This window comes from Dictyobacter sp. Z7_2 (assembly GCF_057551105.1).
Genome location: NZ_BAAJPE010000002.1, coordinates 4658238 through 4674586, shown reverse-complemented (window position 1 = coordinate 4674586; position 16349 = coordinate 4658238). Strand labels below are relative to the sequence as shown.

The window sequence follows — 16349 nt, the reverse complement described above, 5'->3', positions numbered from 1 at the left end:
AAAAGAACGAAACAATCAAGAACCCTTAATAGAAAAACATCCATGTATATCTCTGTGAGAAACGGTTCTTAAAAAGAGTATAGTTTGTCCCAATACCATTTGTCCAAACAGATAGGAGAATTTGGTCCAAATGGTATATTCGTGCAAAAATGAATGGAAAAGATATCTGTATTGTATTATGAATGTCACATGGCATTCATATGGTTGAATAAAGTGACCTCAATCTCGTTTTAGTTAACTCTGGCAAGAAAGGTACTGAGGCGCTGCGCCACGACGTCAGGAGCTTCAACTGGAGGCCAATGTCCATACTCAGGAAAGTGTTCCACCTCTACCTGACCGAAGGAGTCGGCAAACTGGATAGGGATAAATGGATCCTTATCTCCCCACAAAACATGCGTGGGTACTTTGGTAGTGAGATCAGCCAGCTTCTCTTCGCGTCCCACCAGATCCTGTGGATGAATGCCCCGGTACAGCCTCAGCATCATACGCCGCGTCTCTGGCTTTCCAATCGAGAGAGCATAATTCTTCCGCACATACTCTGGACTGAGGTTAGGACCATCTTTACGCATGAGCTTCTCGAAGGCAGGGAGCGTCATTCGCGACATGATCAACTCTCCCAGCAGCGGGATACTTAGCAGGCGTGCGGTCGTATACAGGCGATACTTCGAGCTATAATTGGAACCTCCGGCAATCACAATACTCTTTACCTTCTCCGGATACTTGATCGCCCAGGATAATCCATAAGTGGCGCCGAAGTCCATGACAACAAGATTGAGGGGAACCGGGATCGCATACGTTACAATAAGCGTATCGACGAAATTCGCCATATAGTCTAACGACGCAACGAAATCGCTGGGAGTCGCAGTACGTCCAAAACCGGGCAGATCGGGGGCAAAACAGTGATAGTGATCCTCTAGACGATCGATGACTCCGTTCCACAAGTCTGCGGAGTCTGGCGCTCCATGTAAGAAAAGCACAGCGGGGCCAGTTCCCCGCACAGATAGATAGATAGCGCTGCTAGATGGCGTTTTCACGTCCATAAAACTTTTTACTCCTAATGCATCCGTATGATATATTTGCCAATCATATACTGACGGGAGCAAGCATATATAAAAGCTCATCGATTGTCAAGCCATGATATGACGTGATATCATAAATGTCCGCAGGCAGTCTACAGACAAAAGGCTGATCAGGCTCAAGCGTACTCTACCTTGCGATTTATGGGAGAAGGATGACTATGGATAGACCGGAAGCATATCCGATCACGTATGGAGTGCTCGGATTGTTGGCATATTGGGGACCACTTTCAGGCTACGATATTAAGGGCCTGTTCGATCATGTGTTGTCGGCGATGTGGGGGGCAGCCCACAGTCAGATCTATAATGAGTTGCGCCGCATGAAGGAGCTCGGATGGGTGGAAATGGAGCGCGAAGAACAGGAGTCGCGTCCGGATCGGAAAGTCTATCAAATTACTCCTGCAGGACAGGATGCTCTGGTCGCCTGGCAAAAACAGCCACCGATCGTTCTGCAACTGCGCGACGAGTTGCTCCTCAAAGTCATCTTTGGCTCATTTGCAGCGCCAACCGATATCGCCGAAAACATGCGCCTCGGGATCGATTTCCATGAGCAACGCCTCCTCCATTATCGACAAACGATGCAGCAACTGCCAATCTTTAATCAGCAGCGTCAGGCCAGCGGACGTCCCAATCCCTATCTCTCCGAGAGCGAAGAAGATCCCTACTTCCGACTTGTCTCACGTTTCGCCATCGACTTCGAACATCTTTACATCAAGTGGCTACAGGATGCGCTCGAGTTGATCGAACATGGCGATCTACCTACCAGTTCCAAGGCGATATATACAGCCAGGGATGAGCCAGAAGCGTAAAACATAGGAACCGATACGTAGGTTATAGTATGAGGCAACCTTGCATTACTACTGCGCAAAGAACGTGGCTAAACGCTCGGCCACCTGCGCAGGAGCTTCGACCGGTAGCCAATGTCCATATTCCGGAAAATGCTCCACCTGCGCCCGACCAAAGCGTTCAGCAGCAGCGGGAGTCGCATATGGATCTTGATCTCCCCACAAGACATGCGTCGGTACATGTGTCGTCAACTCAGCAAATTTCTCCTCCCAGCCCACAAAGTCCTGCGGATCGATGCCTCGATAGAGACGGAGCATCATACGCCGCGTGGCAGTTTTGCTCAGCGAGAGCTCGTATTCCTGCTGGACATACTCCCGACTCAGATGTGGCGCATTCTTCCGCATCATCGCCTCCAGCGTTGCACGAGACATCATCAGCATCCCCAGTTCTCCCAGCAGTGGCGTGCGCAGCATCTGCGCGTCCCGATGCCATCGATAGCCCGAACTGAAATTTGATCCTCCCGCGATCACAATACTCTTTACCTTTTCCGGATGCTTTACCGCCCAGGCAAGTCCATAGGTAGCCCCGAAATCCATTACCACCAGATGCAACGGCACCGGCAGCTCATACGCAAGTACCATCTCATCAATAAAACCTGCCATGTAGTCAAGCGAGGCCTCAAAATCCGCAGGCGTCGCCGTACGTCCAAAGCCCGGCAGATCGGGCGCGAAGCAATGATAACGATCCTCCAGACGCTCAATCACGCCATCCCACAGCTCGGCGGAGTCAGGAGCCCCGTGCAGAAAAAGGATCGCTGGACCGGCTCCACGCGTGGACATGTAGACATCGCTACGTTGTATGCGAGCTACCATTGATTTTCTCCTCGATAAAATCCAAGTTACTATGTCTTCAAGTCATATGTCTATTAGTTATAGTAGTCTTTACGCGAGCAATTGTCAAGAGTGTGCCTGACATTATCCTCAAAAACCTGTCCAAGTGGACAATGACAGCCGCAATGTGATCTGCTATGCTATGAAGAAGCGATCTTAAGAAGCTTTCCTGGCCGAATATTCTATAAGAGGAGAAGTTGTGGATAATCATCTGACAGAGTTAGCTCTGCACTCGTTTTGCTATCTGACAACGACCGGACGTCGTACCGGAAATGCACATACGATCGAAATCTGGTTTGCGTTGAATAATGCAACGCTCTATATACTCTCAGGCGGAGGCGAGAAGAGCGATTGGGTGAAAAACGCACTCAAGACACCCGGGGTGAGTGTCAGGATCGATAATCAGCATTTCTCCGGGCTGGCTCGCCGCGTCCATGATCACACGGAAGATTCGCTGGCACGACATCTTGTCTATGATAAGTATGCAGCAAGCGAAGAGGATCTCGATGATTGGGCCGCTACCGCGCTCCCCATCGCCATCGATCTGCTTATCGATCTCTCACAATGACATCATCCCTCAACGATCGCAGGGAGAAGTACCCCCATATGCTACAATAGAGAGGCTATATGGGGGTTGTGCCATGTTTAGCTTTCCGAAACTCCCCCCAAGGATCGATGGTGGTAACTCTTTCTGCGTTGCTGGAATGTCGCCAGTAACCATCCTAGCATAACAGAGATGATCATTTCCAACAGAACAAGCATGTACGCCCTCACAACACCACCAAAGCTGTGCATTAATACATCCTGGCTGTGAATTATACTCTGAGTAATCACATCGATTGGTAGGCTTACCAGTGCGCTCACACCCGCTGAGGCAAGCAGCAGGAATAGCACATTGCGCTTCGGCATGTGCTGCATTGCCCAATATGCATAAATACTATATCCCAACATTGCCAATGGATAACCACAAGCAGCCAATGCCAGAGATGGAAGCGTTGCGTAATTAACTCCAGCCAGTATATTCATGAACACCAATAAAAAAGCGAACCATCCGAATATTCCTCCGAAAAAGACCCAGTTTTCCGACTGAGCTAAAGCAACCCCGGGCCAGATACCAAGTATAACTCCTAATAGAAGTGCTGTAATATACCATGCTAATTTTAATGTACCGTATGGCTTCATAATTTTCCCCTCCATCTGTGCTTTATTGGAATAGAATAAAATAATAATGGTATAGAGAAAATATAGCTTAGAAGGATGAGGCACACATGGGGCATACGACCTATATAGAAGCGTTTAATTAAAAGATACAGGGTGCATGCAAAAAGGTCGATCTGCGGAGGAGGAGAGCACTTCGTGAAGGGCTCGCTTGCTTGAGCGAGCCCTTCACGAAGTGCGTGTATGAATCCCGTGCTTCCAAAATTTGCGGCTAATACGTGCTGATACCGATGCGATCGATATCGGGAGCGTAGGCGGCACTATTGGAGAATCCAATGGTGTTGCTGCCTGCGTTCAAGGTGATAATCATGGTGTAGCGATGCACAGATGTATCCCAGCTGGCTCCATTGGTGCCTGCGAGAAAGATCGCGGTGGTTGCGCCACCATTAATGCTGAGATTGACGGTACGTCCACCATCGGCGTCGACATAATCGAGGATCAGGACATAGTTGCGACTGCTGCTCGCCTGTACGCCATTGATGGTCAAGGTGCCTCCGCTGCCAATATAGCCAATGGCCTGGCCGCCTGAGCACGCCGAGCAGGTGGCAACTCTCGCTCCGCCTGCGATGGTGTTGCTCGCGGCTTCGGCTTCGTAGTAGGTCGGGTTAAGATTGAGCTGCGGCGGCAAGGTGATGCGATCAAAGTCGGGTGCCCAACCATTGGGATTGGAGAACGCGATAGTGTTATTGCCCGCTTTGAGGTTGACTGAGACATTAAGCTGCCTGACGGTCGAGAAGCTGCCGGTGCTGGTGAAGTTCAGAAAGGTCGTAGCTCCTCCATTGACGCTCATATTGGCGTTGCGCACTTCACCCGAGGCATAGTCAATGGCCAGCGTATAGGCTCCTGTAGTGTTAACTTTGACGTTGTTGAAGGTCACAACACCTCCATTACCAACATAGCCAGCTGCTTGCCCTCCTGAACAGCCTGAGCAGTTTTGGGCGACGGCTCCGCCAGCAAAGGTGTTGCTGGCTGCTTCACCTTCGTAGCTGGGGATGGCATTCGGGCTGGCTGGTACGACCTTTAGTAGCCGTGAGGCGTGACTGTTAAGGGTGGCACTAAAGCTGTTGGAGAATGATCCAAGACTGCTCTGACTCCAGAGATCGGTAACGGCAGCCGATCCAGTAAAGCCAAGATCGGTCCAGTTGACGGAGACGGTGCTGCTCGATGAGCCAAGATTGAAGAGGGCCACCGTGTACGAACCATCAGGCTCGTACGCACGCCAGACCTGCGTTGTGCCTCCTGCCACCAGCGGCGCGGCGGCAACACCTTCCTGATCAATGTGGAGCACCGCATCATTGGTCAGCAAGCTCACACCATAGCTATCAAGGTTGGTCAGGTCGTCACCGATGGAGAGCGGCGCGGCAGAGATAGCCCACAAGGTCATATAGGATTGACGCTCATCATTGGTCAGGCCATCCTTGCTGCCATTACCCATCTCGAGCGAGTCGAGATCATTCCAGCCACCCGGAGCAGCATAGCTGGTCCACTTCGCCTCGTCGCTAAAGCGATACGAGACATTTGTCCAGTTGGTCAACGTCGAGCAATAGCATTCGATATCGTTCTCGATGCGCCATCCATTTGCATTCTGTTGCCAGGTGCTGGCGTTATTGATGTCCAGCTGGTTCGAGAGCGAGTAGTAGATGCTTCTTCCCGATTGCTTTAAGGCGGTCGACCAGGCCTGGATATCTCCAATGTCGCTGTCACCAACGCCGTCGATTTTCAGAAAGTCAACTCCCCACGACGCCAGTTGATCCGCCCACGAGTTCACAAAGGCTTGCGCTCCTGGTTTGCTATAGTCGATGCCGTACATGACGCCTGCACCAAAATTGTAGTTCGTTTCGGAGAAGCTGGTGTTGGCTATGTCTCTGGCATGATAGCTTGTGCCAGCAATAGGCGTGTTCTGATTCACAGCAGCAACCGGAATCCCAGGCGTCAGATAGATACCAAACTTGAGTCCCAACCCATGGATATAGCTCGCCATAGCGGCAATCCCATCGGGAAACTTGCTCGTGTCAACGGCCCAGCGTCCGTACTGATCGACAGTTGTCGATGGATTAAGATACCAGAAGTCGTCCATGTTGATGTATGCATAACCGTGCGACTTCAGAGTGGTAGACATCGCTTGAGCTTGTGCCTCAATCTTGGCTTCGGTTGGAGCGCTCCGAATCGCGCCCCAGCTGCTCCAACCAAGCAGAGGAGTTTGTCCCAGGCCATTGTCTTCCAGAGCAAGCCTCGGGCTCGCATGCACAACAGCAGTCGCTCCTACACCGGTCAGAGTAAAAATAGGAGCCAGCACAAATATGAGGAGAATGGGAATAAAACGTAGCTTCTTCATAGATAGCCTCCTTGCTTCATAGATAGCCGAAAGTCAATCCCTCTCTACTAAGAATAATAGAAAAAAGTATCCTGTCAAGGCTTAACAGCAAAAAACATGAAAAAGAGACAGATACCTCGACATCTAGCCCCACTATTTTTACAGATGGGAAAGCTATACGCAGTACTTATTTTATAATGAATATTTCTAATGCTCTTCTTTGAATCTTTTCCCGATTTTACATGCTATATTGCATCTGTATAAAAAATACACCCATATTTTAATCATCTTACAATTCCAGAAATCGTTTCTGTAGTACTTTGTATCAAAATGTTGCATTACATATAACACTATTTTATACTGCTCTCGGCGTGAGATAAGTACTGGCTCGTTTGAGCTTTTACTTGCAATACTGTGACTCGGCAACGCAAGTGAATAGTACTGCGCCAGTCGCTATCTTTATGGAGGGCGTTTGTATGGATACAAAACTTTTAGCTAAAAAGCGCCGTGTGGTGATAGCTGTGGTGGGAGGAGCTTGTGCCGTCTTATTGATTGCCTTTGCCTCTTACGCAGCATTTTCCAATCACTTACAGTCATCACACGCATCTACAGCAAAAAACAGCTGGCTAGAAAATTTCGATGGCACCAGCCTCAATCAAAACTTCTGGTCTATCTCCAATTACACATATAGTCAGGGAGCGGTCACGAATACGCACCAGGGATATTTTGAGCCGGATCGCGTGAGCGTCGGTGGCGGCTACCTGACGGAGAAGCTAACTCAAGAGAATGGGACAGTGGGTACGAATCCCAACGGAGTCATCTCACGAGCGGGCGAGATCTCTACCAATAGCAGCTACAGTTATGGTACCTATGAATGGAGGATGAGGACAAGTTCTACTGCATCCTCGCCAACCGATACAACAGGAAAAGTTGTCAGCGGCCAGATCTCGTCTGGTTTTACATATGTAAATAACTCGCAGACGGAATTGGATTTTGAGATTGAGGGGCAATTTCCCAATCAGGCCGAAATGACTACCTGGCACAATCCTAATCCAGCCAGTGATCCAACCGAAGGCGATCAAATCGAGAATAGCGCCAGGGTCGCGAATATGGCGAATGCGTTTAAAACTTACAAGCTTATCTGGAGTGCCAGCGAAGTAAAGTATTATGTGGATGATGTCCTGGTCGCCGACCATCTCACCCATGTACCATCAGTTGCTGCACCAATCATGATTAATCACTGGGGAACCGATAGCTCAGATTTTGGCGGAGTCGCTACCGTCGGCACCACAAGATACATGCTTGTCGATTGGGTACGTTACACTGCTCCTGGTGAAACTCCAATCGCGCTACCAGGATCTACTACACCCGCGACACCAACAGCAGTAGCTCCAACACCAACAGCAGTAGCTCCAACACCAACGCCAGTAGCTCCAACGCCGACTGCAACAGATCCAACACCAACGCCAGTAGCTCCAACGCCGACAGCGGCAGTGCCGCCGGTTACAGCGACCAACCTGCTACAGAATGCGTCTTTCGAGAGCGGCTCAGTCCAGCCCTGGTATACGGTGAGCACTGGCGATGCGGCTGCGACCGAAAAACAGGATACGACCACGAAAGTTGACGGGAGCACGGCGGCCAGAATAGATATAACGAAAAAGGCGAGCGAGAGCGATAATGCATGGTATGTCCAATTTGGACAAAACCAGGTCAAGCTTCTCAAGGGGAAAACGTACACCATTACGTTCTCTGCGAAAGCCTCACAGCAGCGCCAGGGACAAATCTGCGTACAGTTAGATGCCCAGCCCTGGACGGTCTCTCTCATGAAGAATTTTACGTTGACGACATCCTGGCAGCAATATTCCTATACGTTTACTCCAACCACCACGATTACAGACGCCGAATTTAATTTCAATCTGGCCCAGGCAACTGGTTCAGTCTGGATCGATAACGCCTCTATCAAATAACCAGTAGCGTCGCACGCTCGCGTGCGATGTCCCAATAGCTCGTACGAGACAGCAGGATCTCGGCGCACCACGCAGGCCTGCCTGATCGTACGTCGAGTGGGACATCGCACGCGAGCGTGCGACGCTACTGTGTCTTCGCTTCGCTTGACATCTCAAGGGAATAAGAAGAGATACCTTGACATCTAGCACAACTGTTCCTACAATTGGGGGAGTTCTATACAACACGTATTCAGGAAGAAGGATCTTACGATGGCCGAAAGCACACGTAATCGTATCAATCAGAAAATTGGCAACTACCAGTTAAAGCGCCTTCTGGGAAGCGGCGGCTTCGCAGATGTGTATCTGGGGCAACATATTTTCTTGAATACGGAAGCGGCCATCAAAGTGCTGCATACTCAGATCCAGGATAAAGATCTCGAGAGCTTCCTGCAAGAAGCTCGTACCATTGCGCATCTGACGCATCCCCATATCATTCACGTCCTCGATTTTGGCACCTACGAGGAGGTCCCCTTCCTGGTGATGGAATATGCTCCACATGGCAGCCTGCGCGACCATCATCCCAAAGGATCGGTTGTCGAGCTCCAGAGTGTGGTCTCCTACGTCAAGCAGATCGCCTCGGGACTCCAGTATGCCCACAACGACAATCTCGTGCACTGCGATGTCAAGCCCGAAAATATGCTGGTCGGCCGCGACAACCAGATCCTGCTGAGCGACTTCGGCATCTCCATCGTCACGCTGAGTACCCAATCGCAAAGCACACTGCAATCGATTCAGGGAACCGCCGCCTACATGGCTCCCGAACAGATCAATGGCAAACCAAGACCAGCCAGCGATCAATATGCTCTTGGCGTGATTACCTATGAATGGCTGTGTGGTGAGCGTCCCTTTGTGGGCAATTTTCTAGAGCTGTGCAACAAGCACCTCAATCAGGCACCACCACCTCTGCGTAGCAAAAAACCAGAAATCTCACCCGAGATCGAATTCGTCGTCATGACTGCCTTGCAAAAAGATCCGACTCAACGCTTTGGCAACGTGCGCGCCTTCGCCAACGCGCTTGAGCAAGCCTATCACACCACCCAGCAACGCCTGCTGACCGCCGAGCCAGATGCTCCAGTCATATTTTCACATCTGGACACGAGCCTGATCCCCACGCAACCGGCCAAAAAAGCCAGCAAAGCCAGCTCGCCCCTGCAGAGCACCTCATTTCTGACACGGCGCAAGCTCCTCATCGCAGGTGCAAGTGCCGTTGCCATCGCGGCGGCGGGCGGAGGCATCCTTTATGCCAACATGCCCGGTTACTCATCCAGAGGGACAACCTCGCACGTCTATCAGCACAAGGGAGCGGTCCAGGCGGTCGCGTGGAATGGCGACAATGTGGCCTCGGGTAGCGACGATGAGACAGTACAGGTCTGGGATGCCCGGTCAGGGGTGCTTGCCACATTGTTACAGCATGATAACTATCTGATCAGCCTGGCCTGGTCTCCCGATGGGAAATCGATCGCAACCTATGACAACGAGCGGACCGTCTCTATCTGGCCAATCGATCCACAAAAGAAAACGGCAAAGGCATCAGAAGTCTATACGAGAGGCAAGTCCAACAGCTCATACGGCACAAGCCAGGCGCTCTCCTGGTCGCCAGAGAGCACGAGCAATCTGATCGTCTCAATTGCGGGCAATAGCACGGCCCAGATCTGGAACGCTACCAATGGGCAGCAGCAGAAAACCTTTACAGGTCACTCTAGCCTCTATAGCATAGGGATCACCGCCATCGCCTGGTCGCCCGCTAATAACAACCTGATTGCTTCAGCAGGCTATGATGGCAGGATCTTGCTCTGGAAGGCCGATACGCTGCAAACCGTACAGAAATATACGCAACAAAGCAGCACATTCAACAGTCTCAGCTGGTCTCCTGACGGAAAACGCCTCGCCTGCGCCTGTAGTGATACGACGGTCACAATATTGAGCTATGCCGATACGGATGCCAGCAAAATGGACCCACTGATCGCCGTCTATACCGGTCATACCGATAAGGTGCTGAGCGTATCCTGGTCACCCGATGGTCGCTTCATCGCCTCTGGCGGCCAGGATACGACGATACACGTCTGGCAACCCGACCAGACCGATCAAGCCGCCTTTATCTACAAAGGACATACAAAACAGATCAATAGCATCTCCTGGGCCAGCGATAGTCATCGTATCGCCTCGGGCAGCGACGACGAAACGGTCCGTATCTGGGAAGCCGTTTAAGATCCTTCTTACGTTCTCACTTCTACCAATCGAATGATTAATACTTTTAGGCTATTTCGCTTCGTATTAGTGCGGTTATACAACTTCGATACGAATTCTTTATAGCTCTACATTAATACATTCTGAAAGGTAAATATAACTTATGGCTGGCAGCGTCAATACAATCACTCTGTTGCCAACATATGTTCCAACATCTCATAAAATAGAAAAAACTAGAATTTGGGAACATATTACGTTGGCAATGACTCTATCACTCTCCATCTTTATGAACTTCTTTCGCCTGGGCCAAAACGGCTATGGGAATCTCTATTATGCCGCAGGTGTACGCAGCATGGCGGATAACTGGCATAACTTCTTCTTCGTCTCGTTTGATCCCGGCGGTTTTGTAACACTGGACAAGCCGCCGCTAGGCTTCTGGCTGCAAGTAGTCAGCACAAAAATCTTTGGTTTTACACCGTTTAGTGTCTTTCTGCCGCAGGCTCTGTCCGGTGTACTTACAGTCTTACTCTTATACGCGCTCGTCAAACGTCATTTTGGCAAAGTGGCCGGGCTCATCTCAGCGCTGGCACTGGCAGTCACTCCCATCAGTGTCGTCACTGATCGCAATAACACGATTGATGGAACATTGGCACTGGTCCTTCTACTGGCCGCCTGGGCAGTAATTCACGCCGCAGAGACGGGCAAGTTGCGCTGGCTCTTATTAGCCGCGACATTCGTTGGCCTGGGATTCAATGTGAAGATGGCTGAGGCCTATCTGATCATACCTGCACTGGGCCTGACCTATCTGGTCTGCGCGCCGCGCAAGCTCTGGACAAAGATCTGGCACCTCGCGCTGGCTCTGATGATCACACTGCTTCTTTCGCTGGCATGGGTTGCGACCGTCAATATGATACCAGCAGCTCAGCGTCCTTATGTGGACTCGACACAGGATAATTCTGAGCTCAGCCTGGCCTTTGGCTATAATGGATTGAACCGTCTCCATATCGGAACAGGCAACACAGCCTCCAAACCTGCACCAGCCAGGCAAAATGCCTCCGGAACAGTTTCAGGGCACCTTAATAACCCAAATAACTCGGGAAATATAGGTATGGGCCGTTTCTTCCAAACAAACAGTATTGGACCCTTCTACCTCTTTGGCTCAAAGCTCGGGGGACAGATCTCCTGGCTCTTACCATTCGCCCTGCTGGCAATTGTGGCCCTGGCCTGGCAAAAACGCTTCGACTTTCCGGTGGATCGTCAACAACCAGTGCAGCATCCTACCGATGGACCAGAAAAGAAACGGTCCAGATACAGCTCGCTCCTCTTCATGCTACGCATGACACCTAATACACCTTCTGGTAATACACTGGGGCTTGTTCTATGGGGAGGTTGGCTACTCACAATGGCCTGTTTCTTCTCCATCAGCAGCACATTTCAGGTCTATTATATGACTGAAATGGCTCCTGGCTTAAGCGCTCTGGTCGGGATTGGCCTGGTAGTGATGTGGCGTGATTATCGCGGGGCAGACTGGCATGGCTGGTTATTGCCTATCGCGCTGGCTACAACAGCCCTGGTACAGATTTATATACTGGCTCATTATCCACACTTTACCCATCGACTCAGCATTCTCATCTGCATCGTAACCTTCATCTCAATTGGTATCTTAGTATACCTGCGCGTCAAGCAGATGCTCAAGATACACAAATATCAATACAACCTGAGCACCTTTATAGTCAGCCTTCAACTACTGATACTCCTGCTAGCTCCGACTATCTGGTCAGGTTACTCGGTCGTGCACAATTTTGAAGCTCCATTCCCGGTCGCTGGCCCCTCAAGCAAGCAAGCCAATACATTGACCTTCACAGGTTTGACAAATCTGCTGGGCATCAGCAAGACGCCGATCGTCAAGAAGTATATAAGAAGTTCCAGTGCCGTGGCCGGCGGGTTCACCTTCCTCATCTCCTACCTGACCGCCAACCAGGGGCACACCAAGTTTTTAGTGGCAACGCAAGGCGTAGGAGTTGCAGATACGATTATTCTATCCGTCAACAAGCCAGTCATGTCGGTTGGCGGCTTTAGTGGCAAAGATCCAATATTGACAATCGCCAATTTCGAGACCCTGGTCAAGCAGAATATTATTCGCTTCTACATGGTCACAAAAGGCCAGCCAACCACCTTATCTGGTTGGGTCAGTACTCACTGCACAGCAATACCGACGATGAAGTGGAATCACACCAAAACCAGCGGACTCAACCTGTTTGATTGTGCCTATCTCCACAGCTATCAGCCTGTGCCAAAGCATCCTGCGCCGAAGCATCCTGCACCGAAGCATCCTGCGCCGAAGTATCCTACCCCGAAGCAGCCTGCGCCTCATAAAAAGACACAAACGCCTACCTACAAGTAGAGATAGGTTACAACTCAAGCAACTTGCTTCCTGTAGAAATCTACAGGAAGCGCTCGTACCATCCAACAGTGCGACGCTGGCGATCGAGGCGCTGCTGCGGGGTGCCGACTCCCGGCCAATCCATCAGATGGCTGGTGTTGTGATAACCGACAAGTTCAACCACCTTTTTGCGACTCCGCAGGGCAACGAAGAACTGCTGCGATTCGCTGAATGGACATCGTAAGTCATTTTCGGCGTGGAGCAGCAGCAGTGGCGTCCGGACGCTATCGACATATGTGAGAGCAGAGCGAGTTTGCGGCTGTGTACTCTTATCCATGGAGAAGCCAAACCAGATACTCTGATCGGAGAGCAGGGCCGCGCTGGCAATTGAGCTGATACCGTTGCGACTGACAGCAGCTTTGAAACGCTCTGGCTGCTGCGTGATGGCAAAGTTTGTCATATACCCACCATAGCTGAGTCCCTCGATACCGAGCCGATGACCATCGACAGGCTCCGTAGCAATCACATGATCGAGGCCAGTTAATAGATCCTGCAAGTCATCCCCGCCCCAGTCATTGAGGACACGCCGACAAAAAGCTTCTCCATAACCTGCGCTACCACGCGGATTGGCTGCAAGGATCGCATAACCTCGGCCAGTCAAGACCTGGAATTCATGCACATAGCTATCGCCCCAGGCCAGCGAAGGTCCACCATGCACCATGAGGATCAATGGTGCTTTGACACCTTCGGGCAACTGCGGCAGATAGAGCCAGCCATCGATCTCCAATCCGTCAAAGCTCTGCCAGACAATACGCTTGGGACGCGTCAAGCGATGGCTTTGTAGAATGGCATCGTTGATTCTGGTGAGCTTACGCTGCTGCTTGCCATGACTATCCATGCACCAGATATCGCCGGGAGTAAACCAATCGGCGCGTACCGCAGCGATCGCCTGCCCATTGCGACTCAGTCGGGGACTGAGATAGCGTCCGTTGCCGCTGGTGAGCTTTTCACTGCGCTGCGTTGGCAGATCCAGCCGGTAGAGATGGATCTGACCTCGCTCCTGAACCGGGACCAGCAATGCCTGGCTGTCGGGATACCATTCTGGAGGCGCGACATATTCATCGCGTAGTTCATCAATGATCATGGTCTGACAGGTCAAGGTATCAGCGGCAGTCACAGCCAGCCGAGGCTGCGCCGGACCATGCGCATCGACAAGCCAGGGCGAGACATTGCTGGTTTCGCTCTGATCGGCGCAATAGAGATAGGCAATCTGACGACCATCGGGTGACCAGGAAGGCATCTGAGCCAGCCCTTCGGCAGGAGTCAGGCGGCGCATCTGTCCAGTTGAGAGCGTCAGAACCCAGAGCGCCATGCTCACGGTCAGATCAGGATCCCCACGGCGATTCGCGCAGAAGACGATCTCCTGTCCATCGGGCGACCAGCAGGATTGGACCAGATCAACCGGCTCGGACGTCAGGCGCATGGCATTTCCGCTCAGCGGGATCAGCCAGAGTTGGAGATGGCGTCCATGATTATATCCAGCACCATCCCATTGCGTGCCGAGCCGCGTATACGTAGTCGTCAAGCGCTCAGCAGCCCCATCCGACAGATCATCTTGAGGACTCCAGGGACTATGTGCCAGCAAGATCTGTCCATCAGGATGCCAGCTATATTCCGTTACTCCATAGCGCAGGCTCGATGCACTCAGCGGACGAGCTTCTCCTCCATTGAGCGTCAAGAGATAGAGCTGGGGAACTCCGGTACGATCGCTCAAGAAGGCCAGGGATTGCCCATCAGGTGACCAGCGCGGCTTCATATCATGAGCGGTCCCGCTGGTGAGTTGGCGCGGAACCACCGTCTTACTGCCTGTGCTCTCAACCAGCCAGATAGCACTACGTGTTGTATCCTCATCGCCGTCGCTCTCAAGGATCGTATAGGCGATCAAGCTACCATCTGGAGAGATCTGCGGATCAGAGGCGATCCGTAACGAGATCAAATCAGAAAAATCCATCGGAGGAATCACGGGCAGCACAACCGCTCCTGGTGCACCAATCGCCTGCTCGTGAGGCACGGGAGGTGTCTGCTCCAGAGGCACCTGAATGGTCGCCGCCTGCGCAGCAGGAAAAGCCAATGGGGAGGAGTCGACCTCTAATGGCATCGGCTCAATGGAATCAGTATCAGTATCGGTATGAGTAGGGGTATCAGTATCAGGCGTCTGAGCCGGCGGAATCTGCTCGCTCGCTGAAGATGAGAGCGTATCGGCACTGTCCACATGGACAGATGCCACCTCTAACTCATCAGTCGATGGATCCTCAGTCTCAGCAGGCCCATGCGCCGGGGAGGATTCCGCTGGCGGTCCGGCAGTATCTGGAGCCTGTGCCGTTGAATCTTCATCCTGCTCCACAGGCTGTGGCTGTTGCGTCGTCGGATCTTCATTTTCGAGCGTGCTCATACAAAAAAATCCCTTCAGTGCGTACTATAAAAAAAATCAGCGTAATTGATCGCCTATTGAATAATACGTCCCATGCAGCGCAGAAGTTCTACCAAAGAATTATTCTTGTCCTCTCGTAACCAGATCCTGCGTGATGGTACGACGCTTGCGCGGATTAGAGAGCACAAGTGCCGTGGTAGGAGAGCCATATTGTGTAATCCCATCGATGATACTCTCCAAATGATCAACCGACGTTGCAGCGACAGTCACAATCACCGCATCGCTGCCAGTCACGCGATAACACTCCGTCACCTCAGGAATCGCATTCACCTCAGCGGCAGTCCGGCTACAATTCTGTCCAGGAATACTCCCCAGGCGAATCACAGCCGTCACCGGCAGTCCTAACGCCGCCATATTCACCTCGGCATGATAGCCCCTGATTAAACCCGATTCCTCCATCCGACGCATGCGCTCAGCCACAGCAGGCGAGGACAATCCTACCCGCAAGCCCAACTCGCTATAAGAGAGGCGAGCATTATCCTGTAACTCCTCTAGTAGACGCCATCCAGTCTCATCAAGCAATTTATCGATTTCTAAAGTTTGCATAGCGGTTCCCCTTTATTTTGTAAGTCAAATCATCCAAACACTTTGCTTTTTCCAGGTATTATAGCATGAAACAAGGTATAATAGAAATATCAAATCGATGCATATCAATCACAGCAGCACACAAAGCATCAGGAGGTGCACAATGTTATTCGCAATTTTTATTCTCCTATTGTTTATCATTCTTGCAGTGGCCGCCGCACGTTGGGGGCAGGATACCCGCGATAGCTCACATTCTATGAAGGTGAGTAATCATAAACATCATGCCATTATCTAAGCGTCGTCAGTTCTATCCATGAGCGCCCATCCCGAAGAAAGATCCTCGAGGTGGGCGCTCATTGCATGCCCAAAATCATTTGCATAGACAATAGAACGATTCTTTACGAGAAATTTAGCTATGTAATCCGAAAGGATGAACCCTTGCACTTGGCGCATACGCCAGCCAACGTAGCGCC

At 51.2% G+C, this 16349-nt stretch carries 12 protein-coding genes; 6 read left to right on the top strand and 6 right to left on the bottom strand.

Annotated elements, in window-relative coordinates; translation table 11 throughout:
- Positions 1-230: 230 nt before the first annotated feature.
- Positions 231-1040, bottom strand: coding sequence for an alpha/beta fold hydrolase (locus AC27N8_RS32935; protein WP_487073524.1), 810 nt, complete (start codon positions 1038-1040; stop codon positions 231-233).
- Positions 1041-1237: 197 nt separating this feature from the next.
- Here AC27N8_RS32935 and AC27N8_RS32930 point away from each other — a divergent pair, with 197 nt between their 5' ends.
- Entirely contained in the window at positions 1238-1885 is a 648-nt protein-coding gene (locus AC27N8_RS32930; RefSeq protein ID WP_487073522.1) for a PadR family transcriptional regulator, read from the top strand.
- Between the two features lie 48 nt (positions 1886-1933).
- Here the strand turns inward: AC27N8_RS32930 and AC27N8_RS32925 are convergent, their stop codons facing one another.
- On the bottom strand, positions 1934-2734 hold the full coding sequence (locus tag AC27N8_RS32925; protein ID WP_487073520.1) for an alpha/beta fold hydrolase: 801 nt from the start codon (positions 2732-2734) through the stop codon (positions 1934-1936).
- Between the two features lie 217 nt (positions 2735-2951).
- On the opposite strand from AC27N8_RS32925, the gene AC27N8_RS32920 reads away from it, so the two are divergent.
- Positions 2952-3320, top strand: a complete 369-nt coding sequence (locus AC27N8_RS32920) for a nitroreductase family deazaflavin-dependent oxidoreductase (protein ID WP_487073518.1) — start codon at positions 2952-2954, stop codon at positions 3318-3320.
- 77 nt (positions 3321-3397) lie between these two features.
- Here the strand turns inward: AC27N8_RS32920 and AC27N8_RS32915 are convergent, their stop codons facing one another.
- Together AC27N8_RS32915 and AC27N8_RS32910 are read right to left on the bottom strand one after the other, a co-directional pair.
- The gene (locus AC27N8_RS32915) at positions 3398-3934 is read right to left on the bottom strand and encodes a hypothetical protein (protein ID WP_487073516.1); all 537 of its coding nucleotides are present in this window, start codon (positions 3932-3934) and stop codon (positions 3398-3400) included.
- A gap of 247 nt (positions 3935-4181) precedes the next feature.
- Positions 4182-6305, bottom strand: coding sequence for an alpha-galactosidase D (locus tag AC27N8_RS32910; RefSeq protein ID WP_487073514.1), 2124 nt, complete (start codon positions 6303-6305; stop codon positions 4182-4184).
- A 455-nt stretch (positions 6306-6760) separates the two neighbouring features.
- Between AC27N8_RS32910 and AC27N8_RS32905 the strand changes: the two genes are divergently transcribed.
- From AC27N8_RS32905 to AC27N8_RS32895, 3 genes are all read left to right on the top strand, one after another.
- Positions 6761-8251 carry a carbohydrate binding domain-containing protein gene (locus tag AC27N8_RS32905; RefSeq protein WP_487073512.1) on the top strand — a complete coding sequence of 497 codons (1491 nt, stop codon included), beginning with the start codon at positions 6761-6763 and terminating at the stop codon, positions 8249-8251.
- Between the two features lie 249 nt (positions 8252-8500).
- Entirely contained in the window at positions 8501-10498 is a 1998-nt protein-coding gene (locus tag AC27N8_RS32900) for a protein kinase domain-containing protein (RefSeq protein WP_487073510.1), read from the top strand.
- Between the two features lie 241 nt (positions 10499-10739).
- Positions 10740-12881, top strand: coding sequence for an ArnT family glycosyltransferase (locus AC27N8_RS32895; RefSeq protein ID WP_487074802.1), 2142 nt, complete (start codon positions 10740-10742; stop codon positions 12879-12881).
- A gap of 40 nt (positions 12882-12921) precedes the next feature.
- Here AC27N8_RS32895 and AC27N8_RS32890 read toward each other — a convergent pair whose 3' ends face one another.
- Both AC27N8_RS32890 and AC27N8_RS32885 read right to left on the bottom strand, forming a co-directional pair.
- Positions 12922-15312 (bottom strand): S9 family peptidase, encoded by a 2391-nt coding sequence (locus AC27N8_RS32890; protein WP_487073508.1) that lies wholly within the window; start codon positions 15310-15312, stop codon positions 12922-12924.
- 99 nt (positions 15313-15411) lie between these two features.
- On the bottom strand, positions 15412-15897 hold the full coding sequence (locus AC27N8_RS32885) for an Lrp/AsnC family transcriptional regulator (RefSeq protein WP_487073506.1): 486 nt from the start codon (positions 15895-15897) through the stop codon (positions 15412-15414).
- A 142-nt stretch (positions 15898-16039) separates the two neighbouring features.
- Between AC27N8_RS32885 and AC27N8_RS32880 the strand changes: the two genes are divergently transcribed.
- Positions 16040-16171 carry a hypothetical protein gene (locus tag AC27N8_RS32880; RefSeq protein WP_487073504.1) on the top strand — a complete coding sequence of 44 codons (132 nt, stop codon included), beginning with the start codon at positions 16040-16042 and terminating at the stop codon, positions 16169-16171.
- The last annotated feature ends 178 nt before the right edge of the window (positions 16172-16349 follow it).

Coding starts and splice junctions, on each gene's coding strand:
- AC27N8_RS32925 (WP_487073520.1), bottom strand. CDS start 2,734: ATGGTAGCTCGCATACAACGTAGCGATGTCTACATGTCCACGCGTGGA.
- AC27N8_RS32930 (WP_487073522.1), top strand. CDS start 1,238: ATGGATAGACCGGAAGCATATCCGATCACGTATGGAGTGCTCGGATTG.
- AC27N8_RS32890 (WP_487073508.1), bottom strand. CDS start 15,312: ATGAGCACGCTCGAAAATGAAGATCCGACGACGCAACAGCCACAGCCT.
- AC27N8_RS32885 (WP_487073506.1), bottom strand. CDS start 15,897: ATGCAAACTTTAGAAATCGATAAATTGCTTGATGAGACTGGATGGCGT.
- AC27N8_RS32880 (WP_487073504.1), top strand. CDS start 16,040: ATGTTATTCGCAATTTTTATTCTCCTATTGTTTATCATTCTTGCAGTG.
- AC27N8_RS32935 (WP_487073524.1), bottom strand. CDS start 1,040: ATGGACGTGAAAACGCCATCTAGCAGCGCTATCTATCTATCTGTGCGG.
- AC27N8_RS32915 (WP_487073516.1), bottom strand. CDS start 3,934: ATGAAGCCATACGGTACATTAAAATTAGCATGGTATATTACAGCACTT.
- AC27N8_RS32895 (WP_487074802.1), top strand. CDS start 10,740: ATGACTCTATCACTCTCCATCTTTATGAACTTCTTTCGCCTGGGCCAA.
- AC27N8_RS32905 (WP_487073512.1), top strand. CDS start 6,761: ATGGATACAAAACTTTTAGCTAAAAAGCGCCGTGTGGTGATAGCTGTG.
- AC27N8_RS32900 (WP_487073510.1), top strand. CDS start 8,501: ATGGCCGAAAGCACACGTAATCGTATCAATCAGAAAATTGGCAACTAC.
- AC27N8_RS32910 (WP_487073514.1), bottom strand. CDS start 6,305: ATGAAGAAGCTACGTTTTATTCCCATTCTCCTCATATTTGTGCTGGCT.